The following is a 22,107-nucleotide window of genomic DNA, read 5'->3' as shown; positions in this document are numbered from 1 at the left end:
CGCTCGAAGCGGCCCTTTTTCATGGCGGCGCGGACTTACTTCGCCTGCGTTTCGACCTGCACCAGCGGTTCCTGCGGTGCGCTCGGCTGCGGGCGCGGGCGGCGACGCGTCGGGTGAGGCCCCGCGGCCGGCGCAGGAGCGTCCACCGGGACTTCGATCGGCGCGCTGGTCTCGACCTGCATCAGGCTCACCGGCTCGGCGTCGGCCTTGACCGACGGACGGCGACGCCGACGGGGCCGGCTCGGCTCGCTTCCATCCGCCGCAGCGGCGGCCGCCGAGCGGGTCTCGACCTGTTGCAGTTCGGCTTCGCCGGCTGCGAGCGCGGCGAGAATTTCCGCGGGCGATGCAGTCACCGCACCCGGGGCCGGTTTGGTGGCCGGGGTAGGCGCATCGAGTTGCAGGGCCTGCTGCGACGGAGCCGGCGCCGCGGCAGGCTCGGCCGCGGCTGCAACCGGGGCTGCCGCGGCCGGCGCCGGGCGGGCGGGCCGCGCAAGTTCGATGACCGCCCGATAGCCGGCGATTTCGATCACGGCGCGCGGGGTCGCGCTGCCGTTCGCCGCTGCTTCGCTGCGGCCTTCGCCACGACCGCGACGACCGCGGCCACGACGGCTGCGCGGCTCGCGCTTTTCCTCGCCGGCGGGTTCCTCGGCAACGGGCGCAGTCGCGGCGCGGGGGGCAACTTCCGCCTCGGGGCGAGGCTTGGGTTGACGCGGCGGGCGCGGCGGTTTCGCCTGCTCGGCGCGCGGCTCGCGCACTTCGGGCTGGCGCGGCTCGGTTTGGCGCGACTCGCCTTGGCGTGCTTCGCCATTGCGGCCCTCGCCGTTCCGACCCTCGCGCCCTTCGCGGCCTTCACCGCGACCGCGGCGCTGCCCCGGCTTGCGTTCACGCTCGCGGCGCTCGCTCGGACGTTCACTGCGCACGATCGCGGGCACCGCTTCTGCCGCGGGCGCCGCTTCTGGCGCGTGCGTCTCGTCGCCGCGTTTCTTGAACCAGCCGAAGATGCGGTCGAAGAGGCCCGCGGGCGCGGGCTCGCTCGCCGGCACGACGGGGCGCGGCGCGACGGTCGGTTGCGGCGGCGGAATCGACTTGACCGCGGCTTCCTGGCGTAAAGGTGCGGCGGCCTGGGCGGTCTGGTAGATCGCTTCGGTTTCCGGCACCAGCGCCATCTTGTAGCTCGGCTCGGCCGCGCCGGCGACGTTCAGTTCGTCGTGGCGCAGACGCGTGATTGTGTAGTGCGGGGTCTCCATGTGGATGTTGGGGATCAACACCACGTTGACCTTGAGGCGCGACTCGACCGTGTGGATGTCGGGCCGTTTTTCGTTCAGCAGGAAAGTCGCGACGTCGACCGGCAGCTGGACGTGCACGGCGCCGGTGTTCTCCTTCATCGCCTCTTCCTGCAGGATGCGCAGGATGTGCAAAGCCGACGACTCGGTGCCGCGGATGTGGCCGGTGCCGTGGCAGCGCGGGCAGGGGTTGTAGCTGGTCTCGCCGAGCGAGGGCTGCAGCCGCTGGCGCGACATTTCGAGCAGGCCGAAGCGCGAGATCTTGCCGGTCTGCACGCGCGCGCGGTCGTGATGGAGCGCATCGCGCAGGCGGTTCTCGACCTCGCGTTGATGCTTGGGGTTCTCCATGTCGATGAAATCGATCACGATCAGGCCACCGAGATCGCGCAGACGCATCTGGCGGGCCACTTCGTCGGCCGCTTCGAGGTTGGTGTTGTAAGCGGTCTGCTCGACGTCGCTGCCCTTGGTCGCGCGCGCCGAGTTGACGTCGATCGACACCAACGCCTCGGTATGGTCGATGACGATCGCGCCGCCCGACGGCAGGTTGACCTGGCGCGAGAACGCCGACTCGATCTGGTGCTCGATCTGGAAGCGCGAGAACAGCGGCACGTCGTCGCGGTAGAGCTTGACCTTGTTGACGTTGGCCGGCATCACGTGCGCCATGAACTGCTGCGCCTGCTCGTAGATGTCTTCGGTGTCGATCAGGATTTCGCCGATGTCGGCCGAGAAGTAGTCGCGGATCGCGCGGATCACGAGGCTGCCTTCCTGGTAGATCAGGAAGGCGCCCGACATCGACGTCGAGGCGCCGTCGATCGCCTTCCACAGGCTCAGGAGATAGTTCAGGTCCCACTGGAATTCTTCGGCAGTCCGACCGATGCCGGCGGTGCGCGCGATCAGGCTCATGCCTTCGGGGATGTCGAGCTGCGCCAGCGTGTCGCGCAGTTCGTTGCGCTCTTCGCCTTCGATGCGGCGCGAGACGCCTCCGCCGCGCGGGTTGGTCGGCATCAGCACGACGTAGCGGCCGGCGAGCGAGACGTAGGTGGTCAGTGCTGCGCCCTTGTTGCCGCGCTCGTCCTTCTCGACCTGGACCAGCAGTTCCTGGCCTTCCTTGAGGTTCTCGGGGACGCGGCCGCCATTGGGCAGACACGAGCGGGCGATTTCCTTGAACGGCAGGAAGCCGTGGCGCTCGCAGCCATAGTCGACGAACGCGGCCTCGAGGCTGGGCTCGACGCGGGTGACGACACCCTTGTAGATGTTGCCCTTGCGTTGTTCCTTGCTGGCGGACTCGATGTCAAGGTCGACGAGCTTTTGCCCGTCGACGATGGCAACCCGGAGTTCTTCCGCCTGGGTTGCGTTGAAAAGCATGCGCTTCATTTATATGACTCCCGCGCGCGTGCATACGGGACAGGCCAGACTGCCGCCTTGGGTCGGCGGCTCATGCGATCACGATGGGGTCGAGTGAAATGGCATGGAGTTGAGACGTCCTGTTCCTGGAGAGTGTCCCCGTAAAGCCGGGGTGGCTTTCCGATTCCCGCTGGCCGAAGCCGAGCGTGAATGCTGATTTCGTATGCTTATGGTCGCGTCGTTGATAACATCGCTGCTTTTGCCGACTGTGCGGGGCGGTGGTTTCGACCGATCGGCCAGCCATATGGACTGGGCGGCGGGAATCCAGACGGGCCGACGGGCGGCGGCCGGTGAGCGTTGTAACCGGCGTGTTCTTTAAAGCGGTCCGGCGATCGAGCCGGCAATCGGTCAGGCAAAGCTGGGCCTGAGCCGGCCATAGTGTATATGAAAAAGAATGACTTAGAGAAAGATTCGGTCCGGCGTCTGAAGATTGACGAGGGCGCCGACGACCAGCGACTCGACAATTATCTGATGGCGCGCCTCAAAGGCGTTCCCAAAAGCCGCATCTACAAGCTCGTGCGCGGCGGCGAGGTGCGGATCAACGGCGGGCGCGTCGACGTCGGCTACCGCCTCAAGGTCGGCGACGAGGTGCGGATTCCGCCGGTGCGGATGGCCGCGCCGGTGATCACGCCGGCGACGCACCTGCCGCAGGGCGGGCTGCGCCTGTTGCCGCTGATCCTCTATCGCGACGACGCCCTGATCGCGTTGAACAAGCCTGCGGGCATGGCCGTCCACGGCGGCAGCGGCATTTCGCGCGGCGTCATCGAGCAGCTACGTCTCGAGCTGCCGGAATGCCGCTACATGGAGCTCGTCCATCGGCTCGACCGCGAAACCTCGGGCGTGCTGCTCGTCGCGCTCAAGCGTCGCGCGCTCGTTGGGCTGCACGCGGCCATGCGCGACGGCAAGATCGAAAAACGCTACCTCACGCTGGTCGCCGGGCGCTGGCCCAATCCGCTTCAGCACGTGAAGCTGCCGCTGCACAAACGCGTCACCGAGGAAGGCGAGAAGCGCGTGACCGTGCGCGACACCGGCCAGACCGCGCACACGATCTTCCGCCGCCTGCGGGGCTACGCCGAGTTCACACTGCTCGAAGCGGAATTGAAAACCGGCCGCACCCATCAGATTCGCGTGCATACCTCGCACCTCGGTTTTCCGATCGCCGGAGACGACAAATACGGCGATTTCGAACTCAACAAGCGGTTGGCGAAGCGCGGACTCAAGCGCATGTTCCTGCACGCCGCCAAGCTCGCGTTCGCCCACCCGATCTCGGGCGAGCGCATGACGATCGAGGCGCCTTTACCCGCCGACCTTGCGACCTTTCTGGACACGCTCGACCATGCCCAAGCAATTTGACCTGCTGATTTTCGACTGGGACGGCACCTTGATGGACTCGGCCGGCGTGATCGTCGATTCGATCCAGCGTGCCTGCGTCGATATCGGCCTGCCGACGCCGACCGAGCACGCCTCGCGCCAGATCATCGGCCTTGGTCTCGTTCAGGCGCTGCAGGCGCTCGTTCCCGATCTGCCCGCCGACGACTACCCGCGTCTGGTTGAGCGCTACCGCAAGCATTACCTCGGCCGCGACGCCGCGATCCCGCTGTTCCCGGGCGTGGTCGACGGCATTCGCGCGCTGCACTCGAGTGGCTTCCAGCTCGCGGTTGCGACCGGCAAGAGCCACGTCGGCCTTTCGCGCGCACTCGACACGAGCGGGCTGCGGCCGTGGTTCTGCGCGACGCGCTGCGCCGACCAGACGCACTCGAAGCCGCATCCGGCGATGGTCCTCGAACTGATTGACGAACTCGGCGCCGACCCGGCGCGCACGCTCGTCATCGGCGACACGAGCCACGACCTCCTGATGGCCGCGAACGCCGGCGTCGCGAGCCTCGGCGTGACCTACGGCGCGCACGAGGCCGCGAGCCTCCACCCGCATGCGCCGGCGGCGTTGCTCGACAGTTTCGACGAGGTGTACGCATGGCTCGACGCGAACGCCTGATCTGCCGCGCCGAAGACCTGGCCGAGGCGGGGCAGGGCGTCCGTTTCGACGTGCAGCGCGGTGACCTTCGCCGGCCCGCCTTCGTCGTCCGCTTCGAGGGGCAGCCCCACGCGTTTCTCAATCAGTGCGGCCACATACCGGTCGAGCTCGACTGGCAGGAGGGGCAGTTCTTCGACGACTCGCGGCTATACTTGGTCTGCGCCACGCACGGCGCGCTTTACCATCCGCGCGACGGCCGCTGTGTCGGCGGGCGCTGCGCCGGCCGAGGCCTGATCCCCCTATCCGTCGTTGAACGCGACGGCAATGTTTACCTGATGGAAGAAGAATGAGCGAACCTCAACCCAACTGGGAACGCGACGTCCTGCAAAAGCTCGCACTGGCCGCGGTGCAGGAGCAACGCCGCAGCCGCCACTGGAGCATCCTCTTCAAGTCGCTCGGCTTTCTGTATCTGTTCATCGTGCTGTTCCTCGTGGCCGGCTGGTTCGGCGACGACGGCGTCGGCATCCCCAAGGCACACACGGCGTTGGTCGACCTGCAGGGCGTGATCGCGTCCGACCAGGCGAGCGCCGACGCCGTGATCACGAGCCTGCAGAGCGCCTTCGAGGACAAGAAGACCAAGGGCGTGGTGCTGCGGATCAACAGCCCAGGCGGCAGCCCCGTGCAGGCCGGCCAGATCTACGACGAGATCCGGCGCCTGCGCAAGCTCCACCCGCAGGTGCCGCTTTATGCGGTGGTCGACGACATCTGCGCGTCCGGCGGCTACTACGTCGCAGTCGGCGCCGACAAGATCTTCGTCGACAAGGCGAGCATCGTCGGCTCGATCGGCGTGTTGATGGATGGCTTCGGCTTCACCGAGACGATGCAGAAACTCGGCGTCGAGCGCCGCCTGCTGACCGCTGGTGAAAACAAGGGCTTCCTCGATCCGTTCTCGCCCGTCAACCCCGAGCAGCAGGCCTACGCCAAGCAGATGCTGGAGGAGATCCACGGCCAGTTCATCGCCACCGTACGCGAGGGCCGCGGCAAGCGCCTGAAGGAGACGCCCGACATGTTCACCGGTCTGGTCTGGAGCGGCGAGCGCAGCATCCAGCTGGGGCTCGCTGACGAAATCGGCAGCCTCGATACGGTCGCACGCGACGTCATCAAGGCCGAGGACATCGTCGACTTCACGAAGGAGGAGAGCCTCGCCGAGCGCCTCGCGGGCCGCCTCGGCGCGACGATGGCCAAAGCGATGGGGTTGACGGATCGCGCGGGCGTGCAGTTGCGGTGAGCGAGACGCCTTACGCGCCCATTCCCTGCGCGCAACACGAGCGTCTCGAGTTCGCCGCGCTCACCGGGCAATGGCTCGAGGTCAAGATCGATGGGCAAAAACAGCGCCTGCGGCCTCTCGACGTCTATACGCGCGAGGGCGCCGAATGGCTGCGCGCCGAGACCGACGGCGGCGAGGCGCTCACGCTGCGGCTCGACCGACTGGTCCTGGCGGAAGACGCCTAGAAGACGGGCCCTTGGTTCGGCCGGCGCGCCGGTCACATTTCAGCGGGTTGATCGGTAGCGGTCGCTGCTTCTCGCCGTGTTCACAGGACTTCGACACTGCGGCTCGCGTCGGCTATAACCCGCCCCGCGCCTCAGCCGCGTGGCAATCACGCCGCGACGGCGAAGACGACCAGGCGATCGCGGAACTCGCCGCTCCGGCCGCGCCAGGATTTGGCGTCAAGCGTTCTGATCAATTGAGACGGCAGGCTCAGGTCGGCGCCGACGCTGATGAGCGTGTCGGGTGCGAGTGTGGCGGCGAGCGCGTCCAGCAGCGCGGCGCTGCGGTAAGGCGTTTCGATGAAGAGCTGGGTAGCGCGGTCGCGGCGCGCAGCTTTTTCGAGTTCGCGAATCCTTTGCACGCGCTCGGGTTCTTTCGCGGGCAGATAGCCGTGGAAGGCGAAGCGTTGACCGCCGAGGCCCGACGCCATTAGCGCGAGCAGAATCGACGAAGGTCCGACGAGCGGCACGACCCGGAACCCCGCGCGATGCGCCGCCAGCACAAGGGCCGCGCCCGGGTCGGCGACAGCGGGGCAGCCCGCTTCCGAGAGCAGACCGAGATCGTGCCCGGCTTGCAGCGGCGCGAGCAGGGCGCCAATGGCGTCGGCCGGCGTGTGCTCGTTGAGTTCGCTGAGATGCAGCGACTGCAGAGGTAGCGGATGGTCCATCGCCTTCAGGTGCGCGCGTGCGGTCTTGGCGCGCTCGACGACGAAATGCTCGAGGCGGCGGGCGACCGCGAGCGTGTCGGCGGGAAGACAGGACTCGGGGCTGACCGGCCCGAGCGGCACTGGGATCAGGTACAGCGTGGCCACGCGGACTACGTCGCCGGCCAGGTGAGAACGTCGACGCCTTCCTGGGCGAGCATCTCGGTCAGCGCCATCAGCGGCAGGCCGATCAATGCCGTGGGGTCGGGACTCTCCATGCGCTCCATGAGCGCGATCCCGAGCGCCTCGCTCTTCGCCGAGCCCGCGCAATCGTAGGGCTGCTCCTTTTTTAGGTAGGCCTCGATCTGGGCGTCGGTGAGCGGGCGAATGTGCACGACCGTCGGCACGTCGCGCGTCTGCACCGAGCCCGTGCGACTGTTGAGCAGCGTGAGCGCGGTGTGGAAGACCATTGCGCGACCCTGCATCTTCTTGAGCTGGGCGAAGGCGCGCTCATGGTCGCCCGGCTTGCCGAGCTGTTCGGTGCCGAGCATCAGGACCTGGTCGGAGCCGATGACCAGCGCATCGCGATGGGTCATTGCGGCGGCCTGCGCCTTGAGCACCGACAGCCGCAGTGCGGTCGCCGAGCGCGTTTCGCCGGGTAGCGGCGTCTCGTCGACGTTCGGCGCGAGCACCTCGAAGGGCAGGCGGAGCCGCGCCAACAGTTCGCGCCGGTAGCGCGAGGTCGAGGCGAGGACGAGCGTGGGGCTCGTGCGCGTCATGCGGGCTGGATCTCGACGAGCGCCATGTCGGGCGTCACCGCGTCGCCTTTCTTGGCGAACAGGTTGATGACGACACCGGCGATCGGCGCCTGGACTTCGCTTTCCATCTTCATCGCTTCGATCACGAGCACGCCGTCGCCGGCCTGGACGGTCTGGCCGACGCTGACGAGAACGTCGACGACGTTGCCCGGCATCGCCGCCGTGACGTGACCGGGATGGCGCGCGCGCGGTTTTTCCCCCGGCGCGGACGCCGCTTCGGCCGGCAATTTGCGCGGCGTGTCGGCGCCGCCCGACAGGGGGACCTCGTTCAAGGGCTCGACCAGAACTTCCTCGGAGACCCCGTCGATCGATACGAAGTAGGGCCGCTGCGCGGCCTCGCTGCGACCGCTTCCCGAGAGCTTGATGTGGTAGGTCTCGCCGTGCAGCGTGACCTTGAATTCGTCGGCGGCGTAGCGGGTCGTGCTCGCCTGTTCGGTCGCGCCCGGCGGCAGCAGCGGCTCGGGCTTCAGGCTTCCGGCCGCGCGCTCCTGCAGCCAGGTCTTGCCGATCTCGGGGAACATCGCGTAGGTCAGCACGTCCTCGTCCGACTTGGCCAGGCCCTCGATTTCGCCGCGCAGCTTGTCGAGCTCGTCGCCGAGCAGGTCGGCCGGACGGCCGGTCGTGACGTCGAGGTCGCCGATGGCCATTTTGCGCACTTCCTCGTTGACATGCCCGGGAGCGCGTCCGTAGCGCCCCTGAAGATAGAGCTTCACCTCGTTCGTGACCGACTTGTAGCGTGCGCCGGTGAGGACGTTGAGCGCCGCCTGCGTGCCGACGATCTGCGAGGTAGGCGTCACCAGCGGCGGGTAGCCAAGGTCCTCGCGTACCCGCGGAATCTCCTCGAGCACGGCGTCCATCTTGTCGAGCGCGCCCTGTTCCTTGAGCTGGTTGGCGAGGTTGGAGATCATTCCCCCCGGCACCTGGTTGATCAGGACGCGGGTGTCGGTGCCGGTGAAGGCGGATTCGAACTGCCAGTATTTCTTGCGCACGTCCTTAAAGTAGGCCGAGATCTCCTCGATCAGCGGCAACGACAGTCCGGTGTCGTAAGCGGTGCCGGCGAGCGCGGCGACGAGGCTTTGCGTCGTCGGGTGACTCGCGCCTTCGGCAAACGCCCCGACGCTGGTGTCGATGATGGTCGCGCCGGCCTCGACCGCCTTGAGGTGCGTCATGTGTGCGAGGCCCGACGTCGCGTGGCTGTGCGTGTGGATCGGCAGGTGCGTCGCTTCGCGGATCGCGCACACGAGGTCGTACGCGGTGTAAGGCGTGAGCAAGCCCGCCATGTCCTTGATCGCGATCGTGTCGCAGCCCATCTCGGCGAGGCCGCGCGCGAGGGTGACGAAGTGCGGGATGTCGTGCACCGGGCTCGTGGTGTAGCTGATCGCGCCTTCGGCGTGCTTGCCGGCCGCTTTGACGGCTTCGATCGAGACGCGCAGGTTGCGTACGTCGTTCATCGCGTCGAACACGCGGAACACGTCGACCCCGTTGTCGGCAGATTTCTGAACGAACGCGCGCACGACGTCGTCCGAATAGTTGCGGTAGCCGAGCAGGTTCTGCCCGCGCAGTAGCATCTGGATCGGTGTGTTGGGCAGCGCTTTACGCAGCTTGCGCAGGCGCTCCCACGGGTCTTCGCGCAGGAAGCGCACGCAGGCGTCGAAGGTTGCTCCACCCCAGGCTTCGAGCGACCAGAAGCCGACCTGGTCGAGCTTGCCGCAGATCGGCAGCATGTCCTCGGTGCGCATGCGGGTGGCGATGAGCGACTGGTGGCCGTCGCGCAGGACGAGATCGGTGACGAATACTTTGTTCATGTCTTGAGGGCCTTCCTACAAGCCCTGGTGGGCGGCGATGGCGGCGGCGATGGCTGCGGCCATCACTTCCGGCGGTTTCTTTTCGACGTACTGCGTGAGTTCGGGGTGCGTCTCGACGAAGCCGGTGTTGAAACGACCGCTGCGGAACTCGGGGTTCTTGAGGATTTCCTGATAGTAGGGAATCGTCGTCTTCACGCCATACACGAGCATGTCGGCGAGCGCACGACGGCCGCGCTCGATCGTCGACTCCCACGAGAGGTTCCACACTGTGAGCTTCGCGCACATCGAGTCGAAGTAGGGAGGGATCACGTAATCGGTGTAGATCGCCGCGTCGACGCGCACGCCCGGACCGCCCGGCGAATAATAACGCGTGATGCGGCCGAGGCTCGGCAGGAATTCGTTCTTCGGGTCTTCGGCGTTGACGCGGAATTCGATCGCGAAGCCGCGGTGCTTGATGTCTTCCTGCTTGTACTGCAGCGGCTGCCCGTCTGCGATGCGGATCTGTTCCTGCACGATGTCGACACCGGTGATCGTCTCGGTGATCGGGTGCTCGACCTGCAGCCGCGTGTTCATTTCCATGAAGTAGAACTGGTTGTCCTGGTCGAGCAGGAATTCGACGGTGCCTGCGTTCACGTAGCCCACCGCCTTTGCGGCGCGCACCGCCAGCTTGCCGATGTACTGCCGCTGCGCCTCGGTGAGCTGCGGGCTCGGCGCGATCTCGATCAGCTTCTGGTTGCGGCGCTGGATCGAGCAGTCACGCTCGAACAGATGAATGATGTTGCCCTGAGTGTCGCCGAGGATCTGCACCTCGATGTGCTTGGGGTGCACGACGCATTTCTCGACGAAGACTTCGGGCTTGCCGAAGGCCTTGCTCGCTTCCGACACGACGCGGTCGTAGTTCTTCAGTAGCTCGTCCTCACTGTCGCACCGGCGGATGCCACGGCCGCCGCCGCCATTGGTCGCCTTCAGCATCACCGGGTAGCCGATTTGGTTCGCGAGCGCGCGCGCCTCGTCGACACTTTCGAGATTGTGGTCGGAGCCGGGCACGACCGGGATGCCGGCCGCGAGCATCGCGTTGCGCGCCTGGATCTTGTCGCCCATGCGGCGGATGACGTCGGGCGAGGGGCCGATGAAACGGATGCCGCGGCGCGCGCAAATCGTCGCGAGATCGGGATTCTCGGAGAGGAAACCGTAGCCAGGGTGCAGCGCGTCGCAGCCCGACGCGGCGGCGAGGTTCACCAGCGTATGGGCATTGAGATAGCCGAGAATTGGATCCTTGCCGACGTGATAGGCTTCGTCGGCCTTCTTCACGTGGAGTGCGTGGCGGTCGGCGTCGGTGTAGATCGCGACCGACTTGATTCCCAGTTCGGCGCAGGCACGGACGATACGCACCGCGATCTCGCCGCGGTTGGCGACCAGTATTTTCCTAATCATGGTCACCGTTTCTTTGACAAAAATAACGCGAAATCATATCATTGCGGGCTAATGTTTAACCGGGTCGCGGGGTAAGGCGACGGGATCAGGTGGTCGACCTTCAAATGCTGCAGCCTGTTGAAATCGATCCCCGGCGTTTTTGCAGGGAGTCCCGGTCCTGGGAAGCGCGGTCGGACGTCTCGGCGTTTCCGCGCCTTGCCCACGAATTTACGCAAGGTGAGTTGTCCTGTCGAGTGGCCGGGCGAAGCGACGCACGCGGCGGCCTGTCGCTGCAGTTGACGGTACGCGGCGAGGTCGAGTTGACCTGTCAACGCTGTCTCAACGGCATGCGGCATGAGGTCGACATCGATCGCGTCGTTCACCTGGCGCGCAACGAGAGCGAGCTCGAGCGGCTGGATGCGCTGCCCGGCAGTGATGCGATTTTGGTCGGCGAGACACTCGATCTCGTCGGTTTGCTTGAGGATGAAGTGCTGTTGAGCCTGCCGTTGGCGGCGATGCACGCGGAAGGTGAATGCCCCGTCTGAGGGGCGCACAATTTTTAAGGAGTAAGAAATGGCAGTCCAACAGAACAAGAAGTCCCCGTCCAAGCGCGGCATGCACCGTTCGCACGACTTTCTGACCAACCCCGCACTGGCCGTCGAGCCGACGACCGGTGAAGCGCATCTGCGTCACCACATCAGCCCCAACGGCTTCTACCGCGGCCGCAAGGTCGTCAAGGCCAAGGGCGAATAATTCAATCGCTCGCCGGGCGCCCGCCCGGCGTATCGTTCCAGCCCACGCTTTCGGCTGTATGAGAAACATCACAGTCGCCATCGACGTCATGGGGGGCGACCACGGTCCCCATGTCACGGTCCCGGCGGCGATCCGTTGTCTTGCGCGTCATCCCGACCTCAACGTCATCCTGGTCGGCCCGCAGGACATTATCGCGGCCGAACTCCGGGCGCACCGGTCCGGCCCGGGGCCGCGGCTCATCGTGCGCCACGCCAGCCAGGTCGTCGCGATGGACGAGGCGCCGGCGCTCGCGCTGCGCGGCAAGAAGGATTCCTCGATGCGCGTCGCCATCGATCTCGTCAAGTCCGGCGAGGCCGACGCCTGCGTGTCGGCCGGAAATACCGGCGCCCTGATGGCGACCGCGCGCTTCGTCCTCAAGACCCTGCCGGGAATCGATCGGCCAGCCATCGCGGCCGTCATGCCGACGGTCAGCGGCCACGCGCTGGTGCTCGACATGGGCGCCAACGTCGACTGCACGGCCGAGCATCTGCTGCAGTTCGGCATCATGGGCGCGATGCTCGTTTCCGCGGTCGAACACAAGCAGAATCCGAGCGTCGGGCTGCTCAACGTCGGCGAGGAAGACATCAAGGGCAACGAGATGGTGAAGCGTGCGGCGGAACTGCTGCGCGACAGTCACCTGAACTTCTACGGCAACGTCGAAGGCAACGACATCTTCAAGGGAACGACCGACGTCGTCGTCTGCGACGGCTTTGTCGGCAACGTCACGTTGAAAGCGTCGGAAGGGCTGGCCAAGATGATTTCGACCGTGCTCAAGGCGGAATTCAAGCGCAACTGGCTCACCCGTATCGCCGGGCTGATCGCCTTGCCCGTGCTGAAAGCCTTCAAGCGCCGGCTCGACCCGCGCCGTTACAACGGCGCCACGCTCCTGGGCCTCAAAGGCGTGGTGGTGAAAAGCCATGGTTCGGCCGACCGCTACGCCTTCGAGCATGCGATCGAAACCGCCGGCGACGAGGTCCGCAACAACGTGCTGAAACGCATCACGGATCAGATCCAACTCCTGCAACGGGTGGCCGCTTGACCTATTCCCGCATTCTCGGCACCGGCGGTTACCTGCCGGCGCGCATCTTGACCAACGCCGACCTTGAGAAGCTCGTCGACACCAACGACCAGTGGATCGTCGACCGCACCGGCATCCGCGAACGGCACATCGCGGCCGACGGCGAATTCACGAGCGACCTCGCGACTGCGGCAGCCCGCGCGGCACTCGAGGCGGCGAATCTCGCGGCCGACGACATCGACCTCCTGCTGGTCGCGACGACGACGCCGGATCTGGTCTTTCCAAGCACGGCCTGCATCGTGCAGTCCAAGCTCGGCATGACCAACGGCAAGCCGGCCTTCGATCTACAGGCCGTCTGCAGCGGCTTCGTCTACGCGCTCTCGGTGGCCGACCAGTTCATCAAGGGCGGCGCGGCGAAGCATGTGCTCGTGGTCGGCGCGGAGACCTTGTCGCGCATCACCGACTGGAACGACCGCAGCAACTGTATTCTGTGGGGGGACGGCGCAGGCGCCGTCGTCGTCGGAGCATCGTCCGAGCCGGGGATCATCGCGACGCATATCCACGCCGATGGCCGGCACAAGGAATTGCTGCGCACGACGACCGGCCCTTCGAGCGGCTCGAAAACACCCGCGCTCATGCGCATGGAGGGCAACGCGGTGTTCAAGATGGCTGTCAACACGCTCGATCGCATTGTTGACGAGACGCTCGAGGCGAACGGCCTCGCCAAGACCGACATCGATTGGCTGGTGCCGCATCAGGCCAACATCCGCATCATCTCGGCGACCGCGAAGAAGCTCGGCATGAGCATGGACAACGTCGTGACGACGGTCGCCGGACACGGCAACACCTCGGCCGCGTCGGTGCCGCTCGCGTTCGACGCCGCCGTGCGGGACGGCCGTATCAAGCGCGGCCAGATCGTGCTCATGGAGGCGTTCGGCGGGGGGTTCACCTGGGGCTCGGCGCTGCTTAGGTATTGATGGCACGGCCACCGAACGCAGCGTGTCGACGTCATGTTCCGAATTCCCGCTGGTGCCGGGGCGCTGCAGTGACTCCGCCGCGCTAGAGGGTCGCACAGTGAAACCCGCTTGTGTTTTACGCGCCGGCATGGCATCCGCCGTGCGGGTATCCACCTTCACTGAATACTCATGGATACAACAATGAAGCTTGCATTCGTGTTTCCCGGACAGGGCTCGCAGTCGGTCGGCATGATGCAGGGCTGGGGCGCGCGCGCCGACATACGTGCCACCTTCGCCGAGGCCTCCGACGCGTTGGGCCAGGACCTTTGGGCACTCGTGACCGAGGGGCCGGCCGAGCTTCTGAACCAGACCGTGAACACCCAGCCCGCGATGTTGGCAGCGGACGTCGCCGCCTGGCGGGCGTGGCAGACCCAGGGCGGGGCGAAGCCGGTGGTGCTCGCAGGGCACAGTCTCGGCGAATACGCGGCGCTGGTCGCTGCCGACGCCTTGAGTTTCGTCGACGCGATCAAGCTCGTGCGCTTTCGTGCCGAGGCCATGCAGTCCGCCGTGCCCGAAGGCGTCGGCGCGATGGCCGCGATTCTCGGTCTGGACGATGATGCCGTGCGTGCGGTGTGCGCCGATGCGGCGGCGGGGGAAGTGGTCGAGGCGGTGAATCTCAATTCGCCCGGACAGGTCGTCATCGCCGGCAACAAGGGCGCGGTCGAGCGTGCAATGGCGCTCGCCAAGGAGCGGGGCGCGAAGCGGGCCTTGCCGCTGCCGGTCAGCGTGCCGTCGCACTCTTCCCTGATGCGCCCGGCAGCCGAGAAGCTGCTGGCCTACCTTGAGAACGTGGCGATTTCCGCGCCGCGTATTCCGGTGCTTCACAATACCGACGTGCAATCCCATGACGAGGCGGCGGCGATCCGCGCCGCCCTCGCCAAGCAACTGCATACGCCGGTCCGGTGGGTCGAAACCGTGCGGGCGCTCAAGGCGGCGGGTGTCGAGCGCGTCATTGAATGCGGCCCCGGCAAGGTGCTGGCCGGGCTCAACAAACGTATCGACGACAGCCTCGCCGCGCTCGCGCTCGTCGACGAAGCGAGCCTGCAGGCCGCACTCAACTAAGGAGAAAAGGATGGAGGAGGGACGCTTCGCACAGCGTGCGAATCTGCAAGGCCGGGTCGCGCTGGTCACCGGCGCGAGCCGGGGCATCGGTCAGGCGATCGCGCTCGCGCTCGGCGAGGCGGGGGCCACCGTGGTCGGCACAGCGACCAGCGACAAGGGTGCACAGGCGATCGGCGACTACCTCGTCGCGGCCGGCGTCAAAGGCGCGGGCATGACGCTCGACGTCACCGACGCCGCCGAAGTCGATGCCGTCATCGCGGCCATCGGCAAGCAGTTCGGCGACATCGGCGTGCTCGTCAACAACGCCGGCATCACCCGCGACAACCTGCTGATGCGCATGAAGGACGAGGAGTGGGACGACATCCTGGCGACCAATCTGACCTCGGTCTTCCGCCTGTCGCGCGCCGTGCTGCGCGCGATGATGAAGGCGCGCAGCGGCCGCATCATCTCGATCGCGTCAGTGGTCGGGGCGATGGGTAACGCCGGGCAGACCAACTACAGCGCGGCCAAGGCCGGGATCATGGGCTTCACGAAGTCGCTGGCGCGCGAAGTCGGCAGTCGCAACATCACGGTCAATTGCGTCGCGCCCGGCTTCATCGATACCGACATGACCCGTGCACTGCCCGACGCCCAACGCGAGGCCTTGCTTGCGCATATTCCGCTCGGCAGACTGGGCGCCGCCGACGATATCGCACAGGCTGTCGCCTTCCTGGCGTCGCCCGCGGCGGGCTATATTTCGGGCACGACCTTGCACGTCAACGGCGGTATGTACATGGCGTGATCCCCGCGCAAAGTTTGGTAAAATCGCGGGGTTAATTTTCCGGGCTTCGATTTCATTCGGGGCCTTATTTCAAGAGAGGATGAGGAATGGATAACGTACAGCGTGTAATTAAAGTCGTCGCCGAGCAGTTGGGCGTGAACGAGGCGGACATCAAGAGCGAGTCCTCCTTCGTTGGCGACCTTGGCGCCGACTCGCTCGACACCGTCGAGCTGGTGATGGCGCTGGAAGAAGAATTCGGTTGCGAAATTCCCGACGAAGACGCCGAGAAAATCACCACCGTCCAGCAGGCCATCGACTACGTCAACAGCCACTCGAACTGATCGCCAGGCAATCCGGCGCCCGCTTCGCGGCACGGACGGCGACGAGCCGCTCGGCCCCCTCTGGTCGCGAGCCGTGTCAGCAGCGCACTTTTTTCAACGTCATTGATCCGGCACATGCAGTGCTCGTGTCGGAACGGGAGACTGCGCCAGAGTCCGCGTCCCCATTCCGGCGTGCCGAATCGGTAAAGAAGGACTGACTTTTGTCCAAACGTCGTGTCGTCGTCACCGGGCTGGGGATCGTTTCTCCAGTCGGAAACACCATCCCGGAAGCCTGGGACAACCTTGTCGCGGGGCGCCCGGGCATCTCCCGGATCACCCGTTTCGATCCCACGCCCTTCGCTTCGCAGATGGCGGGTGAGGTACGGAATTTTGATGTCGCACAATACCTCAATCCGAAGGATGCGCGCCGTATGGATGTCTTCATCCAGTTCGGCATGGCGGCCGGGATCCAGGCGATTCGTGATTCGGGCATCGAAGTCACCGAAGCCAATTCCGATCGTATCGGTATCAACATCGGCTCCGGAATCGGCGGCTTGCCGCTGATCGAGGAGACGCACGGTCTCCTGATGGAATCGGGTCCGCGGAAGATTTCGCCCTTTTTTATCCCCGGTTCCATCATCAACATGATTTCGGGCAACCTGTCGATCCTATACGGCATCAACGGCCCCAACCTCGCGGTCGTGACGGCGTGCACGACGGGCTTGCACGCCGTCGGCCTGTCGGCCCGCATGATCCAGGCCGGCGACACCGACGTGATGATCGCGGGCGGTGCGGAATGTGCGACGTCGCCGCTCGGCGTCGGCGGTTTCGCGGCGGCGCGCGCGCTGTCGACGCGCAACGACGATCCCGCGACGGCGAGTCGGCCGTGGGACAAGGATCGCGACGGCTTCGTGCTCGGCGAGGGTGCGGGCGTACTCGTGCTCGAGGAATACGAACACGCCAAGGCGCGCGGGGCAAAAATCTACTCCGAAGTCGCCGGCTTCGGCATGAGCGGCGACGCCTACCACATGACCGCACCGAGCACGGACGGCCCGCGGCGCTCGATGGTGAACGCGATGCGCGACGCCGGGCTCAACCCCGATCAGATCCAGTACATCAACGCGCACGGCACCTCGACGCCGCTCGGCGACAAGAACGAAACCGAGGCGATCAAACTCGCGCTGGGCGACGCCGCGTACAAGGCCGTGGTCAACTCGACCAAGTCGATGACCGGCCATCTGCTCGGCGGCGCCGGCGGGGTCGAGTCGGTATTCAGCGTGCTCGCGGTGCATCACCAGGTCTCGCCGCCGACGATCAACATTTTCTCGCAGGACCCCGAGTGCGATCTCGACTACTGCGCGAACACGGCCCGCGACATGAAGATCGACGCGGCGCTCAAGAACAACTTCGGGTTCGGCGGCACCAACGGCTCGCTGGTCTTCAAGCGCGTTTGAGCCTGCCTCCCGGCGACGCGAAAACGTGACAGCAGATCGGGGCAGCCAGGCGCGGGCGCCACGTCGGCGCCCCGCCTGACCCGGAAACCGAATGTCCCCCTCTCGCTTCAATGCGCCCGAGATTCGTGAGTGGCCTCATACCCCTGACCTGATCCGCGTTCAGGCCGCTTGGCCCGAGCGCTACCCCGGGCTGCTCGTCAGCAGCGGAGATGCGGGGTGGGACGTGCTCTTCGCGTTCCCGCGTGAGGTCGTGGCCTTTTCCGCCCGTGACGGGGTCGACGCGCTCGCCGCGCACCCAGCGATGCAGATCCGGCCGCGCGCGTCTGACGGAAGCGGCGACAGCTTGCCGTTCACCGGCGGCTGGCTCGCCGGCTTCGCTTACGAACTTGCCGGACTTTTCGAGACGAGCGTCGGTCTTCCCGCGAATGACGATTTTCCCGTCGCATGGCTTGTGCGTATCCCTGCGGCGGTGCTCGTCAACCGCGGCAGCGGACGCTGCGTCATCGTCGGCGAAGCCGGGCAGGGCGCGCTGGTCGAACTGCTCGCTGCGGATCTCGCGCGCGACCTGCCGCCCCTTCCGACCTTGCCCGCGCTGACGGCGCTGGACGAGGACGATCCGGCGGCATTCCTCGGGGGCGTCTTGCGCATCCAGGAATACATACGTGCAGGCGACGTATTCCAGGTCAATCTCTCGCGCGGCTGGCGCGCCGAATTTGCCATCGCGCCGACACCTGCGTCGCTGTTCGCGCAGCTCATGGCGCGCAACCCGGCGCCGTTTTCCGCCCTGTTGCAGATGGGCCCATGGGCGATCGTCAGTTCCTCGCCCGAGCGGCTGGTGAGGCTGCGCGACGGCGTTCTCGAAACGCGGCCGATCGCCGGCACCCACCCGCGCAGCGACGATGCCGACGAAGACGCCGCACTGCGCGCACGGCTCGAAGCCCATCCCAAGGAACGCGCCGAGCATGTGATGCTGGTCGACCTCGAGCGCAACGACCTCGGGCGGGTGTGCGAGCCGGGCAGCGTCGAGGTGGCGGCACTGATGGAGCTTGCCAGTTACCGCCACGTCCACCACATCGAATCGACCGTGCGTGGAAACCTGCGCCGGGGCCTGCGCGTGCTCGACGTGCTGCGCGCGGTGTTTCCCGGCGGTACGATCACCGGCTGCCCGAAGGTCAGGACGATGCAGATCATCCACGAACTCGAGCGCACGCCGCGCCGCAGTTATACCGGCAGCGTGGGCTACATCAACCTCGACGGCAGCTTCGATCTCAATATCCTGATCCGCAGCTTCCTGCTGCAGGGCCGTTCACTGACTTTTCGCGCGGGCGCCGGCATCGTCGCCGACTCGGCCGCGCCGCGAGAACTCGAGGAAACCCGTGCGAAAGCGCGGGGCCTCTTGCGCGCGCTGGAGGCCGCGTGATCCTCGTCAACGGCGAGGCAAACGCCTGCGTCGACGCGCATGACCGCGGACTCGCGTACGGCGACGGCGTGTTCCGCACCCTGCGCACCGAAGCCGGCGAGCCGCTGTGGTGGGCGGACCACTACGCGAAGCTGCGCGCGGACTGCGCGGCACTCGCGCTCGATTGCCCGGCCGAGGACATGCTGCGCGAGGACATTCGCCGGATCGCCCTCGCCGGGAGCGGCGTCGTGAAGATCATCGTCACGCGCGGCAGCGGAACACGCGGCTATCTGCCGGCGCGAGGGGTCGCGACGCGGATCGTGATGTCGGCGCGTCTGCCGCCGCATGCCGCCCCCGGCGCGCCCGTCGACGTGCGCGTCCGCTGGTGCAGCCTGCGGCTTTCGCGCCAGCCGCAGCTCGCCGGCATCAAACATCTGAACCGCCTGGAAAACGTGCTCGCGCGCGCCGAGTGGGACGACCCGGACATCTTCGAGGGGCTGCTCTGTGACGACGCCGGCGCGATCATCGGCGGTGTCATGACCAACGTCTTCTGGGTCAGCGCGGGCGAGCTGTTCACGCCGGATCTCGGCACATGCGGCGTCGCCGGTGTCGCGCGGGCGCGCGTGCTGCGGGCGGCAGCTCGGCGGGGTTTGCGCGCCCGCGTCGAGCGGCTGCCTTCAGCCGCTATACTCGCTGCCGACGAAGTCATGATCTGCAACAGCCTGATCGGCGTGCGCCGGGTCGCGCGCCTCGGCGACAAGACCTGGATGCCTGCTGGCTGGACCGACACTTTGAATGCTGCGCTCTATGAAGATCTGGTTTAAACGCTTGCTCGGATTCGGCACGCTGGCGGCAGTGCTGCTCGCGGCGGGGCTTGCCTGGTATGCGACGCGGCCGCTCGTCATAACGCCCTTGCCGAAAACGGTCAACGTCGCGCCCGGCATGCACCTCAAGAGCCTGAGCGTGATGCTCGAACGGGAAGGCGTCGTCGGCGACGCGCGGGTGTTCTGGCTGCTCGGTCGCGTGCTCGGCAAGGCCGGGACGCTCAAGGTCGGCGTCTACACGCTGGACAAGCCGCTCACACCGATCGAGCTCTACGGCAAGATCGAGCGCGGCGACGTCTCGCAGGCGATGGTGCAGTTCATCGAGGGACGGAGCTGGCGCGAAATACGGACGGTGCTCGCGTCGCAACCGCTCCTGAAGAACGAGAGCGCAGGCATGAGCGACACACAGGTGTTGCGCGCAATCGGCGCGAGCGAGGCATACCCCGAGGGCCTGTTCTTTCCCGACACCTATTTCTACGCGCCGCACACGTCCGATCTCAACGTGCTGCGCCGCGCATATCGCCTGCAGCGTGAAAAACTCACGAGCGCATGGCAGGCGCGCGCGCCGGGGCTACCCTACGAAACCCCCTATGAGGCCCTGATCATGGCGTCGATCGTGGAGAAGGAAACCGGCGCCGCGTTCGAGCGCCCGATGATCGCGGGCGTGTTCCTCAACCGGCTCAAGCTCGGCATGCGGCTGCAAACCGATCCGACCGTGATTTACGGTCTAGGCGAACGCTTCGACGGCAATTTGCGCAAAGTCGATCTTCTTGCCGACACGCCGTACAACACCTATACCCGAACCGGGCTGCCGCCCACACCGATCGCGATGCCGAGCGCGGAGGCGATCCGCGCGGCGTTGAACCCGGCGCAGACCGATGCGCTCTATTTCGTCTCGCGCGGCGACGGCACCCACGTCTTTTCGAGCGACCTCGCGGCACACAACCGCGCCGTCCGCCGCTACCAGAAATGAGCCTTCCCGGAAAATTCATCACCCTCGAGGGCGTCGACGGCGCCGGCAAGAGCACCCACGTGGGCTTCGTCGCCGAGTGGTTGCGCGGGCAGGGCAGGGAGGTGATCGTGACGCGCGAGCCGGGCGGAACCGCGCTCGGCGAGACGCTGCGCGAACTGCTGCTGCATCGCGAGATGGCGGCCGACACCGAGCTGCTGCTGATGTTCGCGGCGCGGCAGCAGCACTTGGCCGAACTGATCCTGCCTGCGTTGGCGCGCGGCGCCTGGGTCGTCTCCGACCGCTTCACCGATGCGAGCTACGCCTACCAGTGCGGCGGGCGGCGCATCGCGGCCGAACGCATCGCGGCGCTCGAAGACTGGGTGCAGCGCGGCTTCGCGCCCGACCTCACGCTGCTCTTCGACGTGCCCCCCGCGGTCGCCGAGGAACGACGCTCGAGCGTGCGCGCGGCCGACCGCTTCGAGCAGGAGGCCGGCAGCTTCTTCGCGCGCGTGCGCGACGCCTATCTCGTGCGTGCGCGTGCGGAGCCGCATCGCATCCACGTGCTCGACGCGCGGCAGACGATCGACGCCGTGCAGGCCGAAATCGCGCGGCTGCTGCAGGACTTGACGTGAGCGTGGCCTATCCCTGGCTCGAACCGGTCTGGCAGCGCCTGCTCGCGACGCGGTCCCGCCCTGCGCAAGCGCTGCTTCTCGCCGGTCCGCGCGGCGTCGGCAAAAGCGCGCTTGCGCTCGAGTGGGCGCGCGCCTTGCTCTGCGAGGCGCCTAGACCCGACGGCTCGGCGTGCGGCGTCTGCCCGGCCTGCCACTGGTTCGAGACCGGCGCCCACCCCGACTTCCGGCGGGTGGGTCTGCAGGAAAAGACGAGCAAGGAGGGCGAAACGCGTCTGGCGACCGCGATCGAGGTCGACCAGGCGCGCGACGCGGTCGACTTCGTCCAGCTTTCCACCTATCGCGCCGGCTATCGCGTGGTTCTGGTCGATCCCGCCGACAGTCTCAATCTGGCAGCGGCGAACGCGCTGTTAAAGGTGCTCGAGGAACCGCCGTTAAATACGGTGTTCGTGCTGGTGGCGGATCAACCGCGGCGCCTGCTGCCGACCATACGCAGTCGGTGTACGCGGCTCGATGTCGGACTGCCGGCTTTGGCGCAGGCGACGGCGTGGCTCGGCGAGCAGGGCGTGGACGACGCGCCGACGCTGCTGGCCTTGGCGGGCGGCACGCCGCTCGCCGCGCTGGGATGGTGCGAAGGCGAGGTGCTCGACGAGCGCCGCGGGGTGCTCGAAGGACTTGCGCGTCCCCAAGCGCTCGACCCGGTCACCCTCGGCGAGCGCTGGAAGGCCGTTGCGCCGCAGACCTGGCACGATGTCGCGTACAAATGGCTAGGTGACCTACTGGCTGTGCGTCTGGGGGGCAGCGTGCAGTTCAACCAGGATTTTATCGACGTACTGGCAACGCTCGGCCGTGAAGCCGACCTGGGAAAGCTCCTCGCGCTGGCAAAGACACAGGCCGACGAGGGCAGGACGCTGGCCCACCCGCTCAACCGCAGTCTGCAATTGCAGGCCTGGCTGGTCGAATACCGGCATGTCTTTGATTAAGAGAGTCGATC

Annotated in this window: 23 protein-coding genes; 18 read left to right on the top strand and 5 right to left on the bottom strand. The window is 66.5% G+C overall.

The window, feature by feature from the left end; translation table 11 throughout:
• Positions 1–35: 35 nt before the first annotated feature.
• A complete protein-coding gene (locus tag TBD_RS07820; RefSeq protein WP_011312076.1) occupies positions 36–2,657 on the bottom strand; it encodes an Rne/Rng family ribonuclease in 2,622 nt (873 codons plus the stop codon).
• Positions 2,658–3,071: 414 nt separating this feature from the next.
• On the opposite strand from TBD_RS07820, the gene TBD_RS07815 reads away from it, so the two are divergent.
• The 5 genes from TBD_RS07815 to TBD_RS07795 are packed head-to-tail and all read left to right on the top strand — an operon-like array spanning position 3,072 to position 6,171.
• On the top strand, positions 3,072–4,040 hold the full coding sequence (locus TBD_RS07815) for an RluA family pseudouridine synthase (protein WP_011312075.1): 969 nt from the start codon (positions 3,072–3,074) through the stop codon (positions 4,038–4,040).
• On the top strand, positions 4,024–4,680 hold the full coding sequence (locus TBD_RS07810; protein WP_011312074.1) for an HAD-IA family hydrolase: 657 nt from the start codon (positions 4,024–4,026) through the stop codon (positions 4,678–4,680). The genes TBD_RS07815 and TBD_RS07810 overlap by 17 nt, the downstream gene beginning before the upstream one ends.
• Positions 4,659–5,009, top strand: a complete 351-nt coding sequence (locus tag TBD_RS07805) for a Rieske (2Fe-2S) protein (protein ID WP_011312073.1) — start codon at positions 4,659–4,661, stop codon at positions 5,007–5,009. The genes TBD_RS07810 and TBD_RS07805 overlap by 22 nt, the downstream gene beginning before the upstream one ends.
• Positions 5,006–5,947: a S49 family peptidase gene (locus tag TBD_RS07800; protein WP_011312072.1), complete on the top strand. Its 942-nt coding sequence runs from the start codon at positions 5,006–5,008 to the stop codon at positions 5,945–5,947. Before TBD_RS07805 ends, TBD_RS07800 begins: the two co-directional genes overlap by 4 nt.
• Positions 5,944–6,171 (top strand): transcriptional antiterminator, Rof, encoded by a 228-nt coding sequence (locus tag TBD_RS07795; RefSeq protein ID WP_011312071.1) that lies wholly within the window; start codon positions 5,944–5,946, stop codon positions 6,169–6,171. Before TBD_RS07800 ends, TBD_RS07795 begins: the two co-directional genes overlap by 4 nt.
• A 146-nt stretch (positions 6,172–6,317) precedes the next feature.
• Here TBD_RS07795 and TBD_RS07790 read toward each other — a convergent pair whose 3' ends face one another.
• Genes TBD_RS07790 through TBD_RS07775 form a run of 4 tightly spaced genes read right to left on the bottom strand, consistent with a single transcriptional unit; the run spans position 6,318 to position 10,908 of the window.
• Positions 6,318–7,019, bottom strand: coding sequence for an SAM-dependent methyltransferase (locus TBD_RS07790; protein WP_011312070.1), 702 nt, complete (start codon positions 7,017–7,019; stop codon positions 6,318–6,320).
• 5 nt (positions 7,020–7,024) lie between these two features.
• Positions 7,025–7,630, bottom strand: a complete 606-nt coding sequence (locus TBD_RS07785) for a Maf family nucleotide pyrophosphatase (RefSeq protein ID WP_011312069.1) — start codon at positions 7,628–7,630, stop codon at positions 7,025–7,027.
• On the bottom strand, positions 7,627–9,474 hold the full coding sequence (oadA, locus tag TBD_RS07780; protein WP_011312068.1) for a sodium-extruding oxaloacetate decarboxylase subunit alpha: 1,848 nt from the start codon (positions 9,472–9,474) through the stop codon (positions 7,627–7,629). The genes TBD_RS07785 and oadA overlap by 4 nt, the downstream gene beginning before the upstream one ends.
• A 15-nt stretch (positions 9,475–9,489) precedes the next feature.
• A complete protein-coding gene (locus TBD_RS07775; RefSeq protein ID WP_011312067.1) occupies positions 9,490–10,908 on the bottom strand; it encodes an acetyl-CoA carboxylase biotin carboxylase subunit in 1,419 nt (472 codons plus the stop codon).
• A gap of 104 nt (positions 10,909–11,012) precedes the next feature.
• Between TBD_RS07775 and TBD_RS07770 the strand changes: the two genes are divergently transcribed.
• The 13 genes from TBD_RS07770 (at position 11,013) to holB (ending at position 22,096) form a co-directional block, all read left to right on the top strand.
• Positions 11,013–11,432: a YceD family protein gene (locus TBD_RS07770; protein WP_011312066.1), complete on the top strand. Its 420-nt coding sequence runs from the start codon at positions 11,013–11,015 to the stop codon at positions 11,430–11,432.
• 28 nt (positions 11,433–11,460) lie between these two features.
• Positions 11,461–11,640, top strand: a complete 180-nt coding sequence (gene rpmF, locus TBD_RS07765; RefSeq protein ID WP_011312065.1) for a 50S ribosomal protein L32 — start codon at positions 11,461–11,463, stop codon at positions 11,638–11,640.
• A gap of 58 nt (positions 11,641–11,698) precedes the next feature.
• On the top strand, positions 11,699–12,718 hold the full coding sequence (plsX, locus tag TBD_RS07760; RefSeq protein ID WP_011312064.1) for a phosphate acyltransferase PlsX: 1,020 nt from the start codon (positions 11,699–11,701) through the stop codon (positions 12,716–12,718).
• Positions 12,715–13,674: a beta-ketoacyl-ACP synthase III gene (locus TBD_RS07755; protein WP_011312063.1), complete on the top strand. Its 960-nt coding sequence runs from the start codon at positions 12,715–12,717 to the stop codon at positions 13,672–13,674. The genes plsX and TBD_RS07755 overlap by 4 nt, the downstream gene beginning before the upstream one ends.
• 180 nt (positions 13,675–13,854) lie before the next feature.
• Positions 13,855–14,775 carry an ACP S-malonyltransferase gene (gene fabD, locus TBD_RS07750; protein ID WP_041432552.1) on the top strand — a complete coding sequence of 307 codons (921 nt, stop codon included), beginning with the start codon at positions 13,855–13,857 and terminating at the stop codon, positions 14,773–14,775.
• 10 nt (positions 14,776–14,785) lie between these two features.
• The gene (gene fabG / locus TBD_RS07745; protein WP_011312061.1) at positions 14,786–15,556 is read left to right on the top strand and encodes a 3-oxoacyl-ACP reductase FabG; all 771 of its coding nucleotides are present in this window, start codon (positions 14,786–14,788) and stop codon (positions 15,554–15,556) included.
• 86 nt (positions 15,557–15,642) lie between these two features.
• Positions 15,643–15,876, top strand: a complete 234-nt coding sequence (gene acpP, locus TBD_RS07740) for an acyl carrier protein (RefSeq protein ID WP_011312060.1) — start codon at positions 15,643–15,645, stop codon at positions 15,874–15,876.
• A 200-nt stretch (positions 15,877–16,076) separates the two neighbouring features.
• Positions 16,077–17,309: a beta-ketoacyl-ACP synthase II gene (gene fabF, locus TBD_RS07735; protein WP_011312059.1), complete on the top strand. Its 1,233-nt coding sequence runs from the start codon at positions 16,077–16,079 to the stop codon at positions 17,307–17,309.
• A 91-nt stretch (positions 17,310–17,400) separates the two neighbouring features.
• A complete protein-coding gene (locus TBD_RS07730) occupies positions 17,401–18,729 on the top strand; it encodes an aminodeoxychorismate synthase component I (RefSeq protein WP_011312058.1) in 1,329 nt (442 codons plus the stop codon).
• Positions 18,726–19,532 (top strand): aminodeoxychorismate lyase, encoded by an 807-nt coding sequence (gene pabC, locus TBD_RS07725; RefSeq protein ID WP_011312057.1) that lies wholly within the window; start codon positions 18,726–18,728, stop codon positions 19,530–19,532. Before TBD_RS07730 ends, pabC begins: the two co-directional genes overlap by 4 nt.
• Positions 19,516–20,505: an endolytic transglycosylase MltG gene (gene mltG / locus TBD_RS07720; RefSeq protein ID WP_041432551.1), complete on the top strand. Its 990-nt coding sequence runs from the start codon at positions 19,516–19,518 to the stop codon at positions 20,503–20,505. The genes pabC and mltG overlap by 17 nt, the downstream gene beginning before the upstream one ends.
• On the top strand, positions 20,502–21,116 hold the full coding sequence (tmk, locus tag TBD_RS07715) for a dTMP kinase (RefSeq protein ID WP_011312055.1): 615 nt from the start codon (positions 20,502–20,504) through the stop codon (positions 21,114–21,116). The genes mltG and tmk overlap by 4 nt, the downstream gene beginning before the upstream one ends.
• The gene (gene holB / locus TBD_RS07710; RefSeq protein WP_011312054.1) at positions 21,113–22,096 is read left to right on the top strand and encodes a DNA polymerase III subunit delta'; all 984 of its coding nucleotides are present in this window, start codon (positions 21,113–21,115) and stop codon (positions 22,094–22,096) included. Before tmk ends, holB begins: the two co-directional genes overlap by 4 nt.
• Positions 22,097–22,107 lie beyond the last annotated feature (11 nt).

The sequence above is a fragment of the Thiobacillus denitrificans ATCC 25259 genome (assembly GCF_000012745.1).
Lineage (GTDB): Bacteria > Pseudomonadota > Gammaproteobacteria > Burkholderiales > Thiobacillaceae > Thiobacillus > Thiobacillus denitrificans_B.
Note: the sequence above shows the minus strand (reverse complement) of the source record. Positions and strands in the feature narration are given on the sequence as shown.

Bases quoted from the DNA above. Each gene is read 5' to 3' on its own strand.
- TBD_RS07730 (WP_011312058.1), top strand. From the start codon at position 17,401: ATGTCCCCCTCTCGCTTCAATGCGCCCGAGATTCGTGAGTGGCCTCAT.
- fabD (WP_041432552.1), top strand. From the start codon at position 13,855: ATGAAGCTTGCATTCGTGTTTCCCGGACAGGGCTCGCAGTCGGTCGGC.
- oadA (WP_011312068.1), bottom strand. From the start codon at position 9,474: ATGAACAAAGTATTCGTCACCGATCTCGTCCTGCGCGACGGCCACCAG.
- fabG (WP_011312061.1), top strand. From the start codon at position 14,786: ATGGAGGAGGGACGCTTCGCACAGCGTGCGAATCTGCAAGGCCGGGTC.
- TBD_RS07785 (WP_011312069.1), bottom strand. From the start codon at position 7,630: ATGACGCGCACGAGCCCCACGCTCGTCCTCGCCTCGACCTCGCGCTAC.
- plsX (WP_011312064.1), top strand. From the start codon at position 11,699: ATGAGAAACATCACAGTCGCCATCGACGTCATGGGGGGCGACCACGGT.
- acpP (WP_011312060.1), top strand. From the start codon at position 15,643: ATGGATAACGTACAGCGTGTAATTAAAGTCGTCGCCGAGCAGTTGGGC.
- TBD_RS07815 (WP_011312075.1), top strand. From the start codon at position 3,072: ATGAAAAAGAATGACTTAGAGAAAGATTCGGTCCGGCGTCTGAAGATT.
- TBD_RS07810 (WP_011312074.1), top strand. From the start codon at position 4,024: ATGCCCAAGCAATTTGACCTGCTGATTTTCGACTGGGACGGCACCTTG.
- TBD_RS07820 (WP_011312076.1), bottom strand. From the start codon at position 2,657: ATGAAGCGCATGCTTTTCAACGCAACCCAGGCGGAAGAACTCCGGGTT.
- mltG (WP_041432551.1), top strand. From the start codon at position 19,516: ATGAAGATCTGGTTTAAACGCTTGCTCGGATTCGGCACGCTGGCGGCA.
- TBD_RS07775 (WP_011312067.1), bottom strand. From the start codon at position 10,908: ATGATTAGGAAAATACTGGTCGCCAACCGCGGCGAGATCGCGGTGCGT.
- TBD_RS07800 (WP_011312072.1), top strand. From the start codon at position 5,006: ATGAGCGAACCTCAACCCAACTGGGAACGCGACGTCCTGCAAAAGCTC.
- TBD_RS07805 (WP_011312073.1), top strand. From the start codon at position 4,659: ATGGCTCGACGCGAACGCCTGATCTGCCGCGCCGAAGACCTGGCCGAG.
- TBD_RS07770 (WP_011312066.1), top strand. From the start codon at position 11,013: ATGCTGCAGCCTGTTGAAATCGATCCCCGGCGTTTTTGCAGGGAGTCC.
- rpmF (WP_011312065.1), top strand. From the start codon at position 11,461: ATGGCAGTCCAACAGAACAAGAAGTCCCCGTCCAAGCGCGGCATGCAC.
- tmk (WP_011312055.1), top strand. From the start codon at position 20,502: ATGAGCCTTCCCGGAAAATTCATCACCCTCGAGGGCGTCGACGGCGCC.